The following is a 17,757-nucleotide window of genomic DNA, read 5'->3' as shown; positions in this document are numbered from 1 at the left end:
GATGCCCAGGCCGTTAGCGTACAAATCCTTATGACTCTTACCCGGCGCTCAAGGCTGATAATGCGATTGGCTTTTTCATCTCTACTCTGTTCCACCCTGGCCTTGCTAATGGCCAGCACTGCGGTGATCGCAGCCCCGCAAACCTACCTGACGGTGTACGGCGAGCCCGCCAAATACGCCGAAGGTTTCAGCCATTTCGACTATGCCAACCCCAACGCTCCCAAGGGCGGCAGCCTGCGGCGTTCCGCGCTGGAGGTGGGGCGGTTTGACCATGTGCTGCCGTATATCGACAAAGGCATCGGCGTTTCCCAGGTCGACGGCTGGGTGTATGCGCCCTTGGCGTTGCGCTCGCTGGATGAGCCTTACACCGTCTACGGCCTGGTGGCGCAAAAGATGGAGCGCGCCGACGATGGCCTGTCACTGCGCTTCTACCTGAACCCCAAGGCGCGCTTTGCCGATGGCAAGCCCATCACCGCGCAAGACGTGCGCTACAGCTTTGACGTGCTGATGACCCAAGGCAGCCTGCGCTTTCGCACGCTATTTGCCGACGTGAAGCACGTCGAGGTCGAAGGTGAGCGCCAGGTGCGCTTTGACTTTTCCAGCAACGAAAACCGTACCCTGCCCCTGGATATCGCCACCTTGCCGGTGTTCCCCGAGCACTGGTGGAAGACCCGCGACTTTGCCAACGGCGGCGGCTACGAAGCGCCACTGGGCAGCGGCCCCTACAAGGTCAGCAAGATCGACTCCGGCAGCACCATCACCTTCACCCGTGACCCCGACTGGTGGGGCAAGGACTTGCCGGTCAGCCGCGGCCTGTACAACTTCGATCACCTGAGCCTGGAGTACTTCGGCGACACCGAAGTAGCGCGCCAAGTGCTACGCGGCGGCGCCTATGATTTCAACCGTGAATTCTCCGCCACCGGTTACTCCATCGGCTACAACGGCCCGGCCCTGGACGATGGCCGCCTGCAGCGCGCGCACCTGGCCAAGGAGATGCCGCAGCCGGCCCAGGGCTATGTGTTCAACGTGCAAAAACCGATATTCAAGGATCGCCGCGTGCGCCAGGCCCTGGCGATGCTGTGGGATTTTGAATGGGCCAACCGGCAGATGATGCGCAACTTGTACATCCGCCAGCAGAGCTATTTCTCCAATAGCCCGCTGGCCGCCAGCCAGTTGCCCACCCCGGAAGAACTGGCGATCCTCGAACCCCTGCGCGGGCAGATTCCCGACGAGGTGTTTACCCAGGTGTTCAAGGCCCCGGTCACCGATGGCAGTGGCATGATCCGCGACAAACAGCTGCAAGCCTTGGCCCTGCTGGAAGACGCCGGCTGGAAACCTGTGGGCGACAAACTCGTCAATGCCCAGGGCGAGCCACTGGAATTCACCTTCCTCAACGTCCAGAACGGCCTCGAACGCCTGTTGCTGCCCTACAAACGCAACCTGGCACAGATCGGCATCACCCTGAATATCCGCCGCATCGACTCCTCGCAATACGTCAACCGACTGATGGCCCGCGACTACGACATGATCGTCACAGGTTTCCCGGTCACCACCTCGCCCGGCATGGAGCTGTACAACTATTTCGGCTCTGCCGCCGCGTTCGATTCGGGCGCCAACAACTACATCGTGCTCAAGGACCCGGCCGTCGATACGCTGATCCATGGCCTGGTCAAGGCTGACACCCAGGCCAAGATGCTCACCTATGCCCACGCCCTGGACCGCGTACTGCAATGGAATTACCTGTGGATCCCCAACTATTACCCACCGGGCACCTCCGCCGCATGGTGGAACCGTTTCGGGCGCCCGGCCATCGAGGCGAAGAACGACGAAGCCCTGGAAACCTGGTGGGAAGTCAGCCCCACCCCGCTGACGAACGAACAAATGCAGGCTGAGTTGAAAAAACGCGGAGAGGCCCACTGATGTTTGCCTATATCGTACGGCGCCTGCTGCTGATCATCCCGACGCTGGTGATCATCCTGCTGGTGAACTTCGTGATCGTGCAGGCCGCGCCCGGCGGGCCTGTGGAACAAGCCATCGCTCACCTGCAAGGCATTGGTAGCGGAGGTGTGGCGGGCGCATCCGGCGAAGGCATCAGCGGCTCGCGGGCCAGCCGCGGCCTGGACCCGAAGTTGATCAAGGACATCGAGAAACAATACGGCTTCGACAAATCCGCGCCGGAACGCCTGTGGTTGATGCTCAAGAACTATGCCCAGTTGAACTTCGGCAACAGTTTCTTCAGAGGCGCGACGGTGACGGACCTGATCCTGGAAAAGCTGCCCGTCACGATTTCCCTCGGCCTGTGGGCCACGTTGATTACCTACCTGGTGTCGATCCCGCTGGGCATACGCAAGGCCGTGCGCCATGGCAGCAGCTTTGATATGTGGAGCAGCACGGCCATCGTCATCGGTTACGCGATGCCGGCGTTCCTGTTCGCGATGTTCCTGATCGTGGTGTTCGCTGGCGGTACCTCGCTGAACTGGTTCCCGGTACGCGGGCTGGTCTCGGAAAACTTCGCCGAACTGAGCACCGTGGGCAAAATCGCGGACTACTTCTGGCACTTGGTACTGCCGGTAACGGCGCTGGTGATCGGCGGCTTTGCCACCTTGACCATCCTGACCAAGAACTCGTTCCTCAATGAAATTACCCGCCAATACGTGGTCACCGCCCGCGCCAAGGGTTTGAGCGAACGCCGGGTGCTGTACGGTCACGTGTTCCGCAATGCGATGTTGCTGGTGATCTCGGGGATTCCCCAGGCGTTTATCAGTGTGTTTTTTGCCGGCTCGCTGCTGATCGAGGTGATCTTCTCCCTCGATGGCCTCGGCCGCATGAGCTACGAGGCGGCCGTGTCCCGCGACTACCCGGTGGTGTTCGGCTCGCTGTTTATCTTCACCCTATTCGGCCTTCTGATAAAACTCATCGGTGACCTCTGCTACACCCTGGTGGACCCGCGTATCGACTTCGCCGCGAGGAACGCCTGATGCTCAACCTATCTCCCGTGGCTCGCCGGCGTTTCGAACGTTTCAAGAAAAACCGCCGTGGCTGGTGGTCGCTGTGGCTGTTTATCGGCCTGTTTATCCTGACCCTGGGCGGCGAGTTGATCGCCAATGACAAGCCGCTGGTGCTCAGTTTCAAGAACGAGCTGTATTTTCCGGTGTTCAAGCGCTACACCGAGCAGCAGTTCGGTGGGCAGTTGCCGTTCCAGGCGGACTACCGCAGTGACTACGTGCAAAAGCTCATCAAGCAGGATGGCGGCTGGATGCTGTTCCCGCCGATTCCGTTCAGCGATGACACACCCAACTATGAACTCACCCGCCCTGCCCCGAGCCCGCCGTCGGCGGTAAACTGGCTGGGCACCGATGACCAGTCCCGCGATGTGTTGGCGCGGGTGATCTTCGGTGCACGAGTGTCGATCCTGTTTGCCCTGGCCCTGACCGCCATCAGCGCGGTCATTGGCATTGCCGCCGGGGCACTGCAGGGGTACTACGGCGGCTGGGTGGATTTGCTCGGGCAACGCATCCTGGAGGTGTGGTCTGGCCTGCCGGTGCTGTACCTGCTGATTATCCTGTCGGGGTTTGTGGAGCCGAACTTCTGGTGGTTGCTGGGGATCATGGCGCTGTTTTCCTGGTTGGCCCTGGTGGACGTGGTGCGCGCCGAGTTCCTGCGCGGGCGCAACCTGGAATACGTCAAGGCCGCACGCGCCCTGGGTCTGGGCGACGGCAAGATCATTCGTCGGCATATCCTGCCCAACGCCATGACCGCGACCCTGAGCTATTTGCCGTTCATTTTGACCGGGGCGATATCCACCTTGAGCGCTCTGGATTTCCTCGGCTTCGGCATGCCCGCCGGCAGCGCCTCCCTGGGCGAACTGATCGGCCAGGGCAAGCAGAACTTGCAAGCGCCGTGGCTGGGCTTGACGGCGTTTTTCACCTTGGCGCTGATTCTGTCGTTGCTGGTGTTTATCGGCGAGGCACTGCGTGATGCCTTCGACCCCCGCTCATGAGTGACTGCGTATGAACCTGATCGAAATCCGCGACCTGTGCGTCGCCTTCAACGGCCAGACCGTCGTGCGCAACCTGAGCCTGGACGTGCGCCCTGGCGAGTGCCTGGCGCTGGTGGGCGAGTCGGGCTCGGGCAAGTCGGTGACGGCCCACTCTATCCTGCAACTGCTGCCGCAAGCCGGCACCGAAACACTGGGCTCCATCAAGTATCGCGGCCAGGAACTGATTGGCGCCTCACCGAGTACCTTGCAAAAATTGCGCGGTAACCGCATTGCCATGATCTTCCAGGAGCCGATGACCTCCCTGAACCCGCTGCACAGCATCGAAAAGCAGATCGGCGAAACCCTGCTGCTGCACAAGGGCCTGGGCGGCAAGGCGGCGCAGGCGCGCATCCTCGAACTGCTGGAACTGGTGGGCATCCAGAAACCCCAGGAGCGGCTCAAGGCCTACCCTCATCAATTGTCCGGCGGCCAGCGCCAGCGGGTGATGATCGCCATGGCCCTGGCCTGCGAGCCCGAACTGCTGATTGCCGACGAGCCCACCACGGCGCTGGACGTGACGGTGCAGCGCAAGATCCTGCTGCTGCTTAAATCTTTGCAGCAACGTTTGGGCATGTCGCTGCTGCTGATCAGCCATGACCTCAACCTGGTGCGCAGTATCGCCCAGCGGGTCTGCGTGATGCGTGCCGGGGAAATCGTCGAGCAAGCCGACTGCCAGGTCCTGTTCACCGCACCGCAGCATCCCTACAGCCGCCTGCTGCTGGACGCCGAGCCCTCGGGCGATGTGCTGTGCAGCGAGCCCCGTGAGACGGTACTGGAAGTGGATGACCTGAGCGTGCAATTCCCCCTCGGTGGCGGGCTGTTCCGGGCCAAGACCTACCTGCGCGCGGTGGACGGCATCAGCCTCAGTGTGCAGCGCGGCAAGACCCTGGGGATTGTTGGCGAGTCCGGTTCCGGCAAGTCCACCCTGGGCCAGGCGATCCTGCGCTTGCTCGACTCCAGCGGCAGCATTCGCTTTCAGGGTGAAGCTCTGGACCCGCTCAACCATCAGCAGATGCGCCCATGGCGCAAGCAGATGCAGGTGGTGTTCCAAGACCCCTATGGCAGCCTCAGCCCGCGCATGTCGGTGCAGCAGATCATCAGCGAGGGCCTGGAAGTGCACGCGCCGTGCAGCCTGGCCGAGCGTGACGCGCAAGTCATCCAGGTACTCAAGGACGTGGGCCTGGACCCCGCCAGCCGGCATCGCTACCCCCATGAGTTTTCCGGTGGCCAGCGCCAACGCATCGCCATTGCCCGCGCCCTGGTACTCAAGCCAGCGCTGATGTTGCTCGACGAACCCACCTCGGCCCTCGACCGTACAGTGCAGAAACAAGTGGTGGCGCTGCTGCGCGAACTGCAGGACAAATACGGCCTGACCTACCTGTTTATCAGCCATGACCTGGCGGTGGTGCGCGCCATGGCCCATGACATGATCGTGGTCAAGGATGGCAAGGTGGTGGAGCGTGGCGCGAGCCATGATGTGTTCGAATCGCCCCAACACCCGTACACCAAAGAACTGCTGGCAGCAGCGCACATCCCCTTGTGATGATTAACAGGATTTTGCCTCCATGAGCACTAGCCTCAAGGACTACCAACAGGTTCGCGGCCTGGCCATCCAGTCGCTGTTCAAGATCATCGAGCAGTCCAGCGAGGGCACGGTCATCGTCGACCGCGATGCAAATATCGTGTGGATGAACGAGCGTTACGCCAAGCGTTTTGGCCTCAAGAGCGCCGACCAAGCCATCGGCCAGCCTTGCGAGCAGGTAATTTCCAACAGCCTGCTGCGCCAGGTGGTGCGCAACGACCGGCCGATCCTGCTGGATATCCAGGACACTCCCAAAGGCCCGCTGGTGGTGATGCGCCTGCCGATCCACGACGAGGCCGGGGCGGTGATCGGCGCGATTGGCTTTGCGCTGTTCGATGAACTGCGCAACCTGTCGCCGTTGATCGAGCGCTACCTGAGCATGCAGCAGGAGCTGGCCTCCACGCGCTCGCTGCTGCGTTCGCGGCAAAGCAAATACAACTTCGCGCACTTTATCGGCACCAGCGCCGCCAGCCTTGAGGTCAAGCGCCGGGCGCGGCGCAGTGCGAGTGCCGAGTCGCCGGTATTGCTGCTCGGGGAAACCGGCACCGGCAAGGAACTGCTGGCCCAGGCCATTCACGGCGCATCGCCCCGGGCGCACAAAGCCTTTGTGAGCATCAACAGCGCGGCGATCCCCCATGACCTGCTTGAAGCCGAATTCTTCGGCACCGCACCCGGCGCCTTTACCGGTGCCGACCGCAAGGGTCGCCCCGGCAAGTTCCAGATTGCCCAGGGCGGCACGTTGTTTCTCGATGAAATCGGCGACATGCCGCTGCCACTGCAAAGCAAATTGCTGCGGGTGTTGCAGGAAAAGGAATTCGAACCGGTGGGCTCCAACGAGATGCTGCACAGCGATGTGCGGGTGATTGCCGCGACGTCCATGGACTTGGAAGCGGCGATCAAGCGTGGCGAGTTTCGCGCCGATCTGTATTACCGCCTCAACGTGCTGCCGATCCAAGTGCCGCCGCTGCGTGAACGGCTGGAGGATATTCCGGCGCTGAGCGAGGCGATTCTTGAGGAGTTGCGCAGCCAGCACGAACTGGACCGCGATGCCCTGGCGCTGTTGGCCCAACATGCCTGGCCGGGCAATATCCGCGAGCTGCGCAATGTGCTGGAGCGGGCGGCGTTGCTGAGTGATGACTTGGTGTTGAATGCCGAGGAGATACGCACAGCGATTGGCACTTTTACGCCGGTTGAACGCCGTGCGCTGGTGTCGATGGAGGAAGAGACATTCAGTGCGGCACGGGAACGGTTTGATCGGCAGGTGATCGCAGCCGCGCTCACGGCGTGTGAAGGGAATGTGGTAGAGGCGGCCAAGCGGTTGGGGCTTGGGCGGTCGACGTTGTATAAAAAAATGCTGGCGCTTGGAATAACCCAGTCTCATTAAAGAGACTACATTCCCACTATGGAGACAATCCTGTGTGGGAGCTGGCTTGCCTGCGATCGCGTTGGTTCAGCTAGAGAATATGGCACTGTGACACCGCTATCGCAGGCAAGCCAGCTCCCACAAGGGATCTCCACTCGTCTCTCGATTGAGACTGCCTTCTGGAAAACCGTCGTTAAAAAGTAAGTAAATTCATATATATCAACAACTTAAGAATCTGGCACACATCTCGCTATAGCGTCCTCCCAAAGCCTCACCCACAACAATAACAATCCAATGGAGACACACCATGAGTGTGATCATTGCCCTGGCCGCGCTCGCGCTGCTGATGCTGGCCGCCTACCGTGGCTATAGCGTTATCCTGTTCGCCCCCATCGCCGCCCTTGGCGCGGTGCTGCTCACCGACCCATCCGCCGTCGCACCCGCCTTTACCGGGGTGTTCATGGAAAAAATGGTCGGTTTTATCAAGCTGTATTTCCCGGTATTCCTGCTCGGTGCGGTGTTCGGCAAGCTCATTGAGCTGTCGGGGTTTTCGCGCTCGATCGTGGCCGCTGCGATCCGATTGCTCGGCACGCGCCAGGCGATGCTGGTGATCGTGCTGGTCTGCGCCCTGCTCACCTACGGTGGCGTGTCGCTGTTCGTGGTGGTGTTTGCGGTGTACCCGTTTGCCGCCGAGATGTTCCGCCAGAGCAATATCCCCAAGCGCCTGATCCCGGCGACCATCGCCCTCGGTGCCTTCTCGTTCACCATGGACGCCCTGCCCGGTACGCCGCAGATCCAGAACATCATCCCCAGCACCTTCTTCAACACCACCGCCTGGGCAGCGCCGTGGCTGGGGCTGATCGGCACGATCTTCGTGTTTTGCGCCGGCATGCTCTACCTCGCACGCCAGCGCAACAAGGCCCAGCGTGCCGGTGAAGGTTATGGCACCGAGTTGCGCAATGAGCCCGAAACCGCCGACAACCTGAGCTTGCCCAACCCGTGGCTCGCGTTGTCGCCGCTGATCCTGGTGGGGGTGATGAACCTGTTGTTCACCCACTGGATCCCGCAGTGGTACGGCAAGACCCACAGCCTCAGCCTGCCGGGCATGAGCGCGCCGGTGACCACCGAAATCGCCAAGCTCACCGCGATCTGGGCGGTGCAGGCGGCGTTGCTGGTGGGAATTATCGTGGTGCTGGTGTTCGGCTTCTCGGCGATCAAGAGCAAGCTGGCCGAAGGCAGTAAAAGCGCAGTAAGCGGTGCCTTGCTTGCGGCGATGAACACCGCGTCGGAATATGGATTTGGCGCCGTGATCGCCTCGCTGCCAGGCTTTCTGGTACTGGCGGACTGGCTCAAGGGCATCCCCAACCCGCTGGTCAACGAAGCGATCACCGTGACCTTGCTGGCCGGTATCACCGGCTCCGCTTCGGGAGGCATGAGCATCGCCCTCGCCGCGATGTCCGAGAGCTTTATTGCAGCCGCCCACGCGGCCAATATCCCCCTTGAGGTGCTGCACCGAGTCGCGGCCATGGCCAGCGGCGGCATGGACACCCTGCCCCACAACGGCGCGGTGATCACCCTGCTGGCGGTCACCGGGTTGACCCACCGCGAAGCCTACAAGGACATTTTTGGCATCACGATCATCAAGACCCTTGCGGTGTTCGTGGTGATCGGCACTTTCTACGCCACCGGCATTGTGTGAGGTTTTCATGACAACTTTGAATGGCAAGACCGCCCTGGTCACCGGCTCCACCAGCGGCATCGGCTTAGGGATTGCCCTGAGCCTGGCCAAGGCCGGCGCCAACCTGATTCTCAACGGCTTTGGCGACGCCAGCGCGGTGATCGCCCAGGTGCAGGCGTTTGGCGGCAAGGTCGGGCATCACCCGGCCGACGTCAGCGACCCCGCGCAAATCGCCGACATGCTCGCCTACGCCGAGCGCGAGTTCGGTGGCGTGGACATCCTGGTCAACAATGCCGGTATCCAGCATGTGGCAGCGGTAGAAGACTTCCCTGTGGAGCGCTGGGATTCGATCATCGCCATCAACCTGTCCTCGGTGTTCCACAGCACACGCCTGAGCTTGCCGGGCATGAAGGCCAAGGGCTGGGGGCGCATCGTCAATATCGCCTCGGTGCATGGGCAAGTCGGCTCAGTGGGCAAGGCGGCGTATGTGGCGGCCAAACATGGGGTGATCGGCCTCACCAAGGTGGTGGGCCTGGAAACCGCCACCAGCAATGTCACCTGCAACGCCATCTGCCCGGGCTGGGTGCTGACGCCGCTGGTGCAGAAGCAGATTGATGATCGCGTGGCTACTGGGGTAGACCCCCAGCAGGCGCAGCAGGATCTGTTGGCAGAGAAACAGCCGTCGCTGGAGTTTGTGACGCCGTCGCAGCTCGGGGAGCTGGTGCTGTTCTTGTGCAGTGAAGCCGGTGCACAGGTGCGCGGCGCGGCCTGGAACATCGATGGTGGCTGGCTGGCCCAGTAACTCAAACGCAGCCTATCTAATGTGGGAGCTGGCTTGCCTGCGATAGCATTGGGTCAGTTACCCGATCTATCACTGATACACCGCTATCGCAGGCAAGCCAGCTCCCACAATTTTAACAAGAGGCAGCTTATGTCCGACATCCTCTGGCAACCCTCCCCGGAACGCATCGCCAACACGCGCATGGATCAGTTCCGCCGCTTCATCAACCAGCGCCACGGCGTGCAGCTCCACGACTACCCTGCCCTGCACCAATGGAGCATCGACCAGCGCCCGGACTTCTGGCAGGCGATTGTCGCGTTCTTCGACGTGCAGTTTCGCAGCCCGCCCAGCGTCACGCTGATCGAAGACATCGAGATGCCCAGCGCCCAATGGTTTCCCGGCGCCACCCTGAACTTCGCCGAACACCTGTTGCGCCGCCGTGACGATCATCCTGCGGTGGTGGCTGTCAGCGAAGACGGCCAACGTGAACAATTGAGCTATGCGCAACTGGCGGAACAGGTTGCCGGCCTGCAAAAAAGCCTGCGGGCGGCCGGGGTCGGCATAGGTGACCGGGTGGCCGCGTGTATGCCCAACACCTGGCAAACCCTGGTTGGCATGCTCGCCACCACCAGCCTCGGTGCGATCTGGTCGTGCTCCTCGCCAGACTTCGGCACCCAGGGCGTCATCGACCGTTTCGGCCAGATCGAGCCCAAGGTGCTGATCACCTGCGCAGGCTACCGCTATGCCGGCAAGCACATCGACCAGAGCGCCAAGCTCAATGAAATCCTTGAACGCCTGCCCTCCCTGCAACAGCTGATCATCGTGCCTTACGCCAAGCCCGAAGCGCAGGCTGGGGACTACACCACCCACGCCCACGTCGCGCTGTGGGACGACTTCTATCAAGCCGGCGGCGAACCGGAATTTGTCGCGGTGCCGTTCGATCACCCGCTGTATATCCTTTATTCCAGCGGCACCACCGGCATCCCCAAGTGCATCATCCACGGCACTGGCGGCGTATTGCTGACGCACCTCAAGGAACACGGCCTGCATGCCGACCTGAACCGCGAGGACTGCCTGTTCTATTACACCACCTGCGGCTGGATGATGTGGAACTGGCTGGTGTCGGTGCTGGCGATCGGCGCCACCACGGTGCTGTACGACGGCTCGCCGTTCCACCCCGGCCCCGAACGCTTGATCGACCTGATCGATGCGGAAAAAATCAGCGTGTTCGGCACCAGCCCCAAATTCCTCGCCACCCTGGAAAAGTCCGGGTTGCAGCCGCGCCTGAGCCACGATCTGGGCAGCCTCAAGGGCTTGATTTCGACCGGCTCGCCGCTGTCGCCCCAGAGTTACGACTATGTGTACCGCGAGATCAAGGCTGAGCTGTGCCTGTCGTCGATGTCTGGTGGCACCGACATTGTCTCCTGCTTTGTGATCGGCAACCCGGTCCTGCCGGTGCGGCGCGGTGAGATGCAATGCAAGAGCCTGGCCATGGCCATCGAAGTGTGGGACGACCAGGGCCGGCCCCTGATCGGAGAGAAAGGCGAACTGGTGTGCACCCGGCATTTCCCTGCCATGCCCATCGGGTTGTGGAACGACCCGCAGCAGCAGAAACTGCGCGCTTCGTATTTCAGTCAGTTCCCCGGTGTATGGGCCCAGGGTGACTATGCCGAGCAACGCGCCAACGGCAGCCTGTTGATCCACGGGCGTTCCGATGCGGTGCTCAACCCCGGCGGCGTGCGCATTGGCACCGCCGAGATTTATCGCCAAGTGGAAAAGGTCCCGCAGGTGCTGGAAAGCCTCGCCATCGGTCAACGTTGGCAGGACGACGTGCGCGTGGTGCTGTTTGTGCGCCTGGATGATGGAATCGAACTGGACGAAGCGCTGCAACAGCAGATCCGCCAGGTGATTCGCGCCAACACCACACCGCGCCATGTGCCGACCAAGATCCTCGCTGTCACGGATATCCCCCGCACCATCAGCGGCAAAATCGTCGAATTGGCGGTGCGCAACGTGGTGCATGGTGAGCCGGTGAAAAACACCGATGCCCTGGCCAACCCCCAGGCACTGGAGCAATTTCGCGACAGAGCTGAGCTGGCTTATTAGATGAAAGGTTTCAGCGCTGATGCAGCGTTTTGAAGAAAAACCCTCAAGGCATGCTATTTTTCCGGGGTAGTCACCCGTTGTCTTTCCTTGGGGCAATGGGTGTTGTCATTTTTCAAAGCGTCATGCTCAGGGCTTTTTATGAATGGAACATCCACCGGTAGCGAAGCCGCTGCGTTGATCAAGCGGCTGGACTGGGCACAAAGCCCCCTCGGTGAGGCCAGTGAGTGGCCGCAAAGCCTGCGCACTGCCGTCGATATTGTCGTGCATTCACCCATGCCGATGGTGCTGCTGTGGGGCCCGCAGCTCACGCAACTCTATAACGATGGTTTTGCACACCTGATTGGTAGCAAGCACCCCGGCGCCCTGGGCCAGCCGGCGCACCACACCTGGCCAGAGCTTGAAAGCTTCGCCGCGCCGGTCTACGACGCCGTGCTCGGCGGCCAGGTGCGTACCTTCAGCGAGCAACGCTTTGTGCTGCACCGCCAGGGCTGCGATACCGAGATCTGGCTCGACCTGACCTACAGCCCGGTGCGCGACGAAAGCTGCCGGGTGGCCGGCATCCTGGTCACGGCCATTGAAACCAATGAGCGGCGCAGCAAAACCCTCGAACTGCAACAGCGTTCCGAAGCAAGCCTCAAGGCCCAGCACAACACCGAGCAACGCCTGCAACTCGCGTTGGCGGCCACCGACGCGGTGGGTACCTGGGACTGGGATATCGGTGAAGACCGTTTCATCGCCGACGCCCATTTCGCCTACCTGCATGGCGTCGACCCCAACGATTCAAGCCTGCTGCCCATCAGTGCCTACCTGCACGGCGTGCATCCCGAAGACCGGGGCACGGTGACGCGCAGCATCAAGCATTGCATCACCCATGGCACCGAGTACGCCGAGGAATACCGCCTGCAACAGGCCGATGGCCAGGTGCGCTGGGTGTTCGCCCGTGGCCGCTGCTACAAGGACCAACAGGGCCGGCCGGCGCGGTTCCTCGGCGCCGCGCTGGACCTCACCGAGCGCAAAAACACCGAACAGGCCTTGCGCCAGAGCCAGACCGAGCTGCAACTGATCATCAACGCCATGCCGGTGTTGATCGGCTACGTTGACCACGAACAGCGTTTTCGCCTCAACAACAGCGCTTACCTCGAGTGGTATGGCAAGACGCCCCAGGAGCTGTACGGCAAGACCATCCGCGAAGTGCTCGGCGACGAGGTGTATGCCGGGCGCGCAGACAAGATCGCCGCCGCGCTCAAGGGCAAGGCGTGCAGCTTCATGACGGTGACGCCTCATCGCGATGGCCGCCCCCGCCATGCGCTGATGAAGTACCTGCCGCGCTTTAGTAGTGACGGCTCGGTGAATGGTTTTTACATCTTTGTGATCGACGAGACCGAACGCAAGCTCACCGAAGAAGCCCTGCGCCACCTCAACGAGAACCTTGAAGAACGCGTGGCCCAGCGCACCCAGGCGCTGGCCGAGGCCAACCAGCGCCTGCAGAACGAGATGTTCGAGCGCGAACGTGCAGAAGATGCCCTGCGCCATGCGCAGAAGATGGAAGCGGTCGGCCAGCTCACCGGCGGTATCGCCCATGACTTCAACAATATGCTCACCGGCATCATCGGCAGCCTGGACCTGATGCAGCGCTATATTGCCGACGGGCGCAGCGACGATATCGGCCGTTTTGCCGATGCTGCCGTGTCCTCCGCCCACCGTGCCGCCGCCCTCACCCACCGGCTGCTGGCGTTCTCGCGGCGCCAGTCACTGGACCGTCGCCCCACCAACCCCAACCAACTGGTGGCGTCCCTGGAAGACCTGTTCCGGCGCACCAAGGGCGCGCATATCGAACTCAAGGTACAACTGGGCAAGGACATCTGGCCGGTGAACACCGACGCCAGCCAATTGGAAAACGCCCTGCTCAATCTGGTGATCAACGCCCGCGACGCCATGCCCGACGGCGGCGAGCTGCTGATCGAAACCGCCAACAGTTACCTGGACGGCACCGACATCACCACCCTGGAACCGGTCAAGGCCGGCGACTATGTGATGCTTGGCGTGAGCGACAACGGCAGCGGCATGGCGCCGAAAATCCTCGCCAAGGCGTTCGACCCGTTCTTTACCACCAAGCCCATCGGCCAAGGCACTGGCCTTGGGTTGTCGATGATCTACGGCTTTGCCCAGCAATCCGGCGGCCATGTGACCATCCAGAGCGAACCGGGCCAGGGCACCTGCGTGCGCCTGTACCTGCCGCGTTTGTATGGCACGGCGCTGGAAAGCAGCCTGCCCACCAGCCTGACCGAAGCGCCCGTGGCCCTGGCCGGTGAAGCGGTGGTGGTGGTCGAGGACGACCCGGCGGTGCGCATGCTGGTGGTCAATGTGCTCGACGAACTGGGCTACACCGCGCACCAGGCGGCGGATGCGCGGGCAGCGCTGCCGTTGCTGGAGTCGGATTTGCGTGTGGACTTGCTGGTGACCGACGTTGGCTTGCCCGGCATGAACGGCCGGCAACTGGCGGAAATCGCCCGCCAGCATCGCCCAGGCCTGCGCGTGCTGTTCATGACCGGTTATGCCGAGAAAGCCGCCGAGCGCCAGGGGTTCCTGGAGGACGGTATGGACATGGTCGCCAAGCCTTTTTCCATTGACCTGTTGGCCAACAAAATCCGTAGCATGATCGGCGTCGAGGCCTGAGTTCAGGCATAATCGCGCGCCGTCGCACAGCTGGTAGAGCCCCATGAAAGCCCAAGCCCGTCATATCCTGGTGAAAACCAGCGAAGAAGCCGAACAACTCAAGCAGCGCATTGCCAAGGGCGAAGCCTTTGATGTGCTGGCCAAGAAGTACTCCACCTGCCCGTCGGGCAAACGCGGTGGTGACCTGGGCGAAGTGCGGCCCGGGCAGATGGTGGGGGCGATTGATGCGGTGATCTTCAAGAAACCGGTGAAGGTGGTGCACGGGCCGATCAAGAGCAAGTTTGGGTATCACCTGGTGCAGGTGTTTTACCGGGATTGAGTGGATGGCTTCAGTCCGCTATCGCAGGCAAGCCAGCTCCCACATTTAGCGGTGTACACCCACTCAAATGTGGGAGCCGGGCTTGCCCGCGATCCGCCGCAGGCGGCCATTCATCTCGGTATTAAAGCCCCCGGCACCTGAATCACCCGGCTCGCCAGCCGATGCCCCGCCAAGGCAGCTTCTTGCGGCGAGCCACCGTTGAGCCGACTGGCCAGATACGCCGCACTGAACGAATCCCCCGCCGCCGTGGTGTCCACTACCTTCTCCACTTTCAACGCCGGCACCGCAAAACGCTCGCCCACGCAACGAATCAAGCACGCATCCGCTCCCCGTTTGAGCACCACTTCTGCAATCGACGGGTACGCCGCAAACACCTGCTCGCTATCCTCATAGCCAAACAACGCGCGCTCGTCATCCTCGGTGAGCAAGGCAATGTCCACTTCGGCCAACACCCTGCGATACGCCTCACGAGCCGTTTGCACATCAGCCCACAGCCGGGGCCTGTAGTTGTTATCGAACACCACCCTGGCGCCGCGCCGGCGGGCTTCGATCAGCGCCTGCAGTAAGCGCTCACGCCCAATGTTCCCCAGCACCGCCAGGGTAATGCCGCTGAAATACACCACGTCATAGCCCGGCAAGGCCGCCAGGACCGGCTCGGCGGCGGGCGTGGTGAAGCAGTCGCGCACGGCCGCTTCGTTGCGCCAGTAGAGGAATTTACGTTCGCCCTGGGCGTCAGTCTGGATGTAATACAAGCCCGGCAGGCGCCCAGGCAGACGCTGGACCCTGTCCAGGCCAAGGCCTTCGGCGCGCCAATGCGCGCACATGGCATCGCTGAAGCTGTCATCGCCCAGGGCGGTGACGTAGTCAACGCTGCCGGCATCGCCCAGCTCGCGGCGCAGGTACACAGCGGTGTTCAGGGTGTCGCCGCCGAAGCTCTGGTGCAGGCTGCCGTCGGCGCGGTGTTGCAGTTCGATCATGCATTCGCCGATGAGGGCGATGCGGGGGTGGGTGTTCATGGCAAAGTTCTCAGGTGTGCTGGAGGGCCCCATCGCGGGCAAGCCCGACTCCCACATTCGACTGCATTCCTTCAGTTAAAACGCGGTCACTGTGGGAGCTGGCTTGTCGGGTCGCCGCATCGCTGCGATAGCCGCGACTCGGTCTAGAAGCAGGTACGCAGAGACTCGACCACCTGCAACTGCTCATCCACCAGGCACCCCACCTGCCACTTGTCAAAGGTCAGGCAAGGGTGGGACGTACCAAAGGAAATGATGTCGCCAATACGCAATTCAACCTCCGGCGCCACAGTCATGAACGCATGCTGGTCCATCACCGCCGTGACCTTGCACCCGCTCACATCATCACCTTGCGCCGGCACGATCCCGGCCCTGTAGCGCTTGAGCGGCACTGGCAAACCGGCGTCGTAGGCCACGTCGCGCTTGCCCAGGGCAACCACCGCAAAACCAGGCTCCGGCAGCGACTGCACATGCGCCCAGACTTCCATTGCCGGGCGCAGGCCCTCGTTGAGGTCGCTGCGGCGTTCGAGTACGCAGCACTGCGCCTCTTTATAGATGCCATGGTCGTGGGCCACGTAACTGCCAGGGCGCAACACGCTGAGGAAACGGCCGGCGGCGTTTTGCGTTTCGAACGACTCGGCGATCAGGTCGTACCAGGCCGAGCCCGATGCGGTGATGATCGGCTTGGGCCGGTCGAACAGGCCGCTGTCTTGCAGCTCCACCGCCAGGCTCACCAGGCTGGCGGCGAAGGCGCGGATACCGCTGATGGCGTGCTCGCCGTGGATTACGCCTTCGTAACCCTCGATACCGGTGAGGGCCAATGCCGGCTGGGCCTGGATCGCCTTGGCCAGGTCGCGCACTTGCTGCTCGCTGCGGCAGCCGCACCGGCCACCGACCACGCCGTACTCGATCATCACGTTGAGGCGCTGGCCACGGGCGGCGAAGAACAGGCCCAGGTCGGCGACGTTATCCGGGTGATCGACCATGCAATGGAAGTCAAAATCCTTGTCGGCCAGCAGGTCCGCGATCAAGGCCATGTTCGCCGCACCCACCAGTTGGTTGGCCATCAGCACGCGACGCACGCCGCTGGCGTAGGCGGCGCGGGTCTGCACGGCGGTAGCCAGGGTGATGCCCCAGGCACCGGCGGCGATCTGGCGCTGGAACAGCGCGGGCATCATGCTGGTCTTGCCGTGGGGCGCCAGCTCCGCGCCGCTGCTGCGGACAAAGTCCTGCATCCAGCGGATGTTATGTTCCAGGGCGTCACGGTGCAGCACCAGAGCCGGCAGGCTGACATCGCGAACCAAATGGGCACCGACGGCGGCGGCACCTTTTTCAACGGCATTGAGGGCAGACATGGAAAACTCCTATTCGTTGATGCGCCGGGCCAGGCTGTTGGCACTGTCGATCAGTACCCGGCGATAGTCGTGGTAGTTTTTGCTCGCATCAGCCCGGGGGGCGACGATGCACAGGGTCGCGATGCTGACGCCCTGGGCATCGCGCACCGGGGCGGCAAAGCAGTGGGTGAAGGTGTCGGCCACACTGTCGAAGGAGAAGAACCCATCCAGACTGGCCTGGCGTATCTGCGCCAGGAAAGTGTCCAGCGGCAGGCGCAGGCCATCCGGCAGGATGAAATCGTCGGGATCGATCAGGTCGACGATCTGCTGATCGCTCAAATGCCCCAGCAACAAGCGTCCCGAGGCAGTCCACGGAATGGGCGCGTTTTCACCGATGTCCGAAGAAATACGGAAATGCCGCTGGCCCTCGCGCATCAGCGCCACCGTGTATTTGCGCCCGTTGAGCAGGCACATCTGCGCGGTTTCGTGGGTCTGGCTGACGATCTCCTGCAAGGCGTGGTCGGCCTCGCGGGTCAGGTCGAAGTGACGCAAGTGTGCCTGGCCGAGGAAATACAGCTGACGCCCCAGATACACGTGGCCGTCCTTGCCCACGGTCTCCAGGATGCGCCGCTCCAGCAACGACGCCACCAGTTCGTAGACCGTGGATTTGGGGCTGCCAATGCCGCTGGCAATATCATTCGGGCGCAGGGGTTGGCCGATTTCCTTGAGAAAATCGAGGATATCGAACGCACGGTCCAGGCCTTTGGCGCGGCGTTTGATGGTGTCTTCGGTCATGGTGGACTCGGTCCCCAGTGGTATGAATTCTTCTGTAGGAGCGAGCTTGCTCGCGAAAAACTCCAGGGCAA

The 17,757-nt window shown here is 62.1% G+C and carries 13 protein-coding genes; 10 read left to right on the top strand and 3 right to left on the bottom strand.

The window, feature by feature from the left end; genetic code table 11:
- Positions 1-60 precede the first annotated feature (60 nt).
- The 10 genes from CLM72_RS12430 to CLM72_RS12385 all read left to right on the top strand — a co-directional run bounded on the left by CLM72_RS12430 (position 61) and on the right by CLM72_RS12385 (position 14,544).
- On the top strand, positions 61-1,920 hold the full coding sequence (locus CLM72_RS12430; RefSeq protein ID WP_105226642.1) for an extracellular solute-binding protein: 1,860 nt from the start codon (positions 61-63) through the stop codon (positions 1,918-1,920).
- Complete coding sequence (locus CLM72_RS12425; protein ID WP_105226641.1) at positions 1,920-2,978, top strand: microcin C ABC transporter permease YejB; 1,059 nt, start codon at positions 1,920-1,922, stop codon at positions 2,976-2,978. Before CLM72_RS12430 ends, CLM72_RS12425 begins: the two co-directional genes overlap by 1 nt.
- The gene (locus CLM72_RS12420; protein ID WP_032896898.1) at positions 2,978-4,000 is read left to right on the top strand and encodes an ABC transporter permease; all 1,023 of its coding nucleotides are present in this window, start codon (positions 2,978-2,980) and stop codon (positions 3,998-4,000) included. Before CLM72_RS12425 ends, CLM72_RS12420 begins: the two co-directional genes overlap by 1 nt.
- A 10-nt stretch (positions 4,001-4,010) precedes the next feature.
- The gene (locus tag CLM72_RS12415; RefSeq protein ID WP_105226640.1) at positions 4,011-5,582 is read left to right on the top strand and encodes an ABC transporter ATP-binding protein; all 1,572 of its coding nucleotides are present in this window, start codon (positions 4,011-4,013) and stop codon (positions 5,580-5,582) included.
- A 22-nt stretch (positions 5,583-5,604) separates the two neighbouring features.
- A complete protein-coding gene (locus CLM72_RS12410) occupies positions 5,605-7,005 on the top strand; it encodes a sigma-54-dependent Fis family transcriptional regulator (RefSeq protein ID WP_105226639.1) in 1,401 nt (466 codons plus the stop codon).
- A gap of 286 nt (positions 7,006-7,291) precedes the next feature.
- Positions 7,292-8,683, top strand: a complete 1,392-nt coding sequence (locus tag CLM72_RS12405; RefSeq protein ID WP_003191810.1) for a GntP family permease — start codon at positions 7,292-7,294, stop codon at positions 8,681-8,683.
- A gap of 7 nt (positions 8,684-8,690) precedes the next feature.
- On the top strand, positions 8,691-9,464 hold the full coding sequence (locus CLM72_RS12400; RefSeq protein ID WP_003191811.1) for a 3-hydroxybutyrate dehydrogenase: 774 nt from the start codon (positions 8,691-8,693) through the stop codon (positions 9,462-9,464).
- 129 nt (positions 9,465-9,593) lie between these two features.
- Positions 9,594-11,549 carry an acetoacetate--CoA ligase gene (locus tag CLM72_RS12395; protein ID WP_105226638.1) on the top strand — a complete coding sequence of 652 codons (1,956 nt, stop codon included), beginning with the start codon at positions 9,594-9,596 and terminating at the stop codon, positions 11,547-11,549.
- Between the two features lie 138 nt (positions 11,550-11,687).
- A complete protein-coding gene (locus CLM72_RS12390; RefSeq protein WP_105226637.1) occupies positions 11,688-14,225 on the top strand; it encodes a PAS domain-containing protein in 2,538 nt (845 codons plus the stop codon).
- A gap of 43 nt (positions 14,226-14,268) precedes the next feature.
- Complete coding sequence (locus tag CLM72_RS12385) at positions 14,269-14,544, top strand: peptidylprolyl isomerase (RefSeq protein WP_003174397.1); 276 nt, start codon at positions 14,269-14,271, stop codon at positions 14,542-14,544.
- Positions 14,545-14,654: 110 nt separating this feature from the next.
- Here the strand turns inward: CLM72_RS12385 and CLM72_RS12380 are convergent, their stop codons facing one another.
- The 3 genes from CLM72_RS12380 to CLM72_RS12370 form a co-directional block, all read right to left on the bottom strand.
- A complete protein-coding gene (locus CLM72_RS12380; protein WP_105229129.1) occupies positions 14,655-15,560 on the bottom strand; it encodes a sugar kinase in 906 nt (301 codons plus the stop codon).
- Positions 15,561-15,703: 143 nt separating this feature from the next.
- Complete coding sequence (locus CLM72_RS12375; protein WP_105226636.1) at positions 15,704-16,912, bottom strand: amino acid deaminase; 1,209 nt, start codon at positions 16,910-16,912, stop codon at positions 15,704-15,706.
- Positions 16,913-16,921: 9 nt separating this feature from the next.
- Entirely contained in the window at positions 16,922-17,686 is a 765-nt protein-coding gene (locus tag CLM72_RS12370) for an IclR family transcriptional regulator (protein WP_034125739.1), read from the bottom strand.
- Positions 17,687-17,757 lie beyond the last annotated feature (71 nt).

This window comes from Pseudomonas sp. MYb193, from assembly GCF_002966775.1.
GTDB classification, from domain to species: domain Bacteria; phylum Pseudomonadota; class Gammaproteobacteria; order Pseudomonadales; family Pseudomonadaceae; genus Aquipseudomonas; species Aquipseudomonas paracarnis.
The sequence above is the reverse complement of the archived record's forward strand: the minus strand, read 5'-3'. Positions and strand labels throughout refer to the sequence as shown.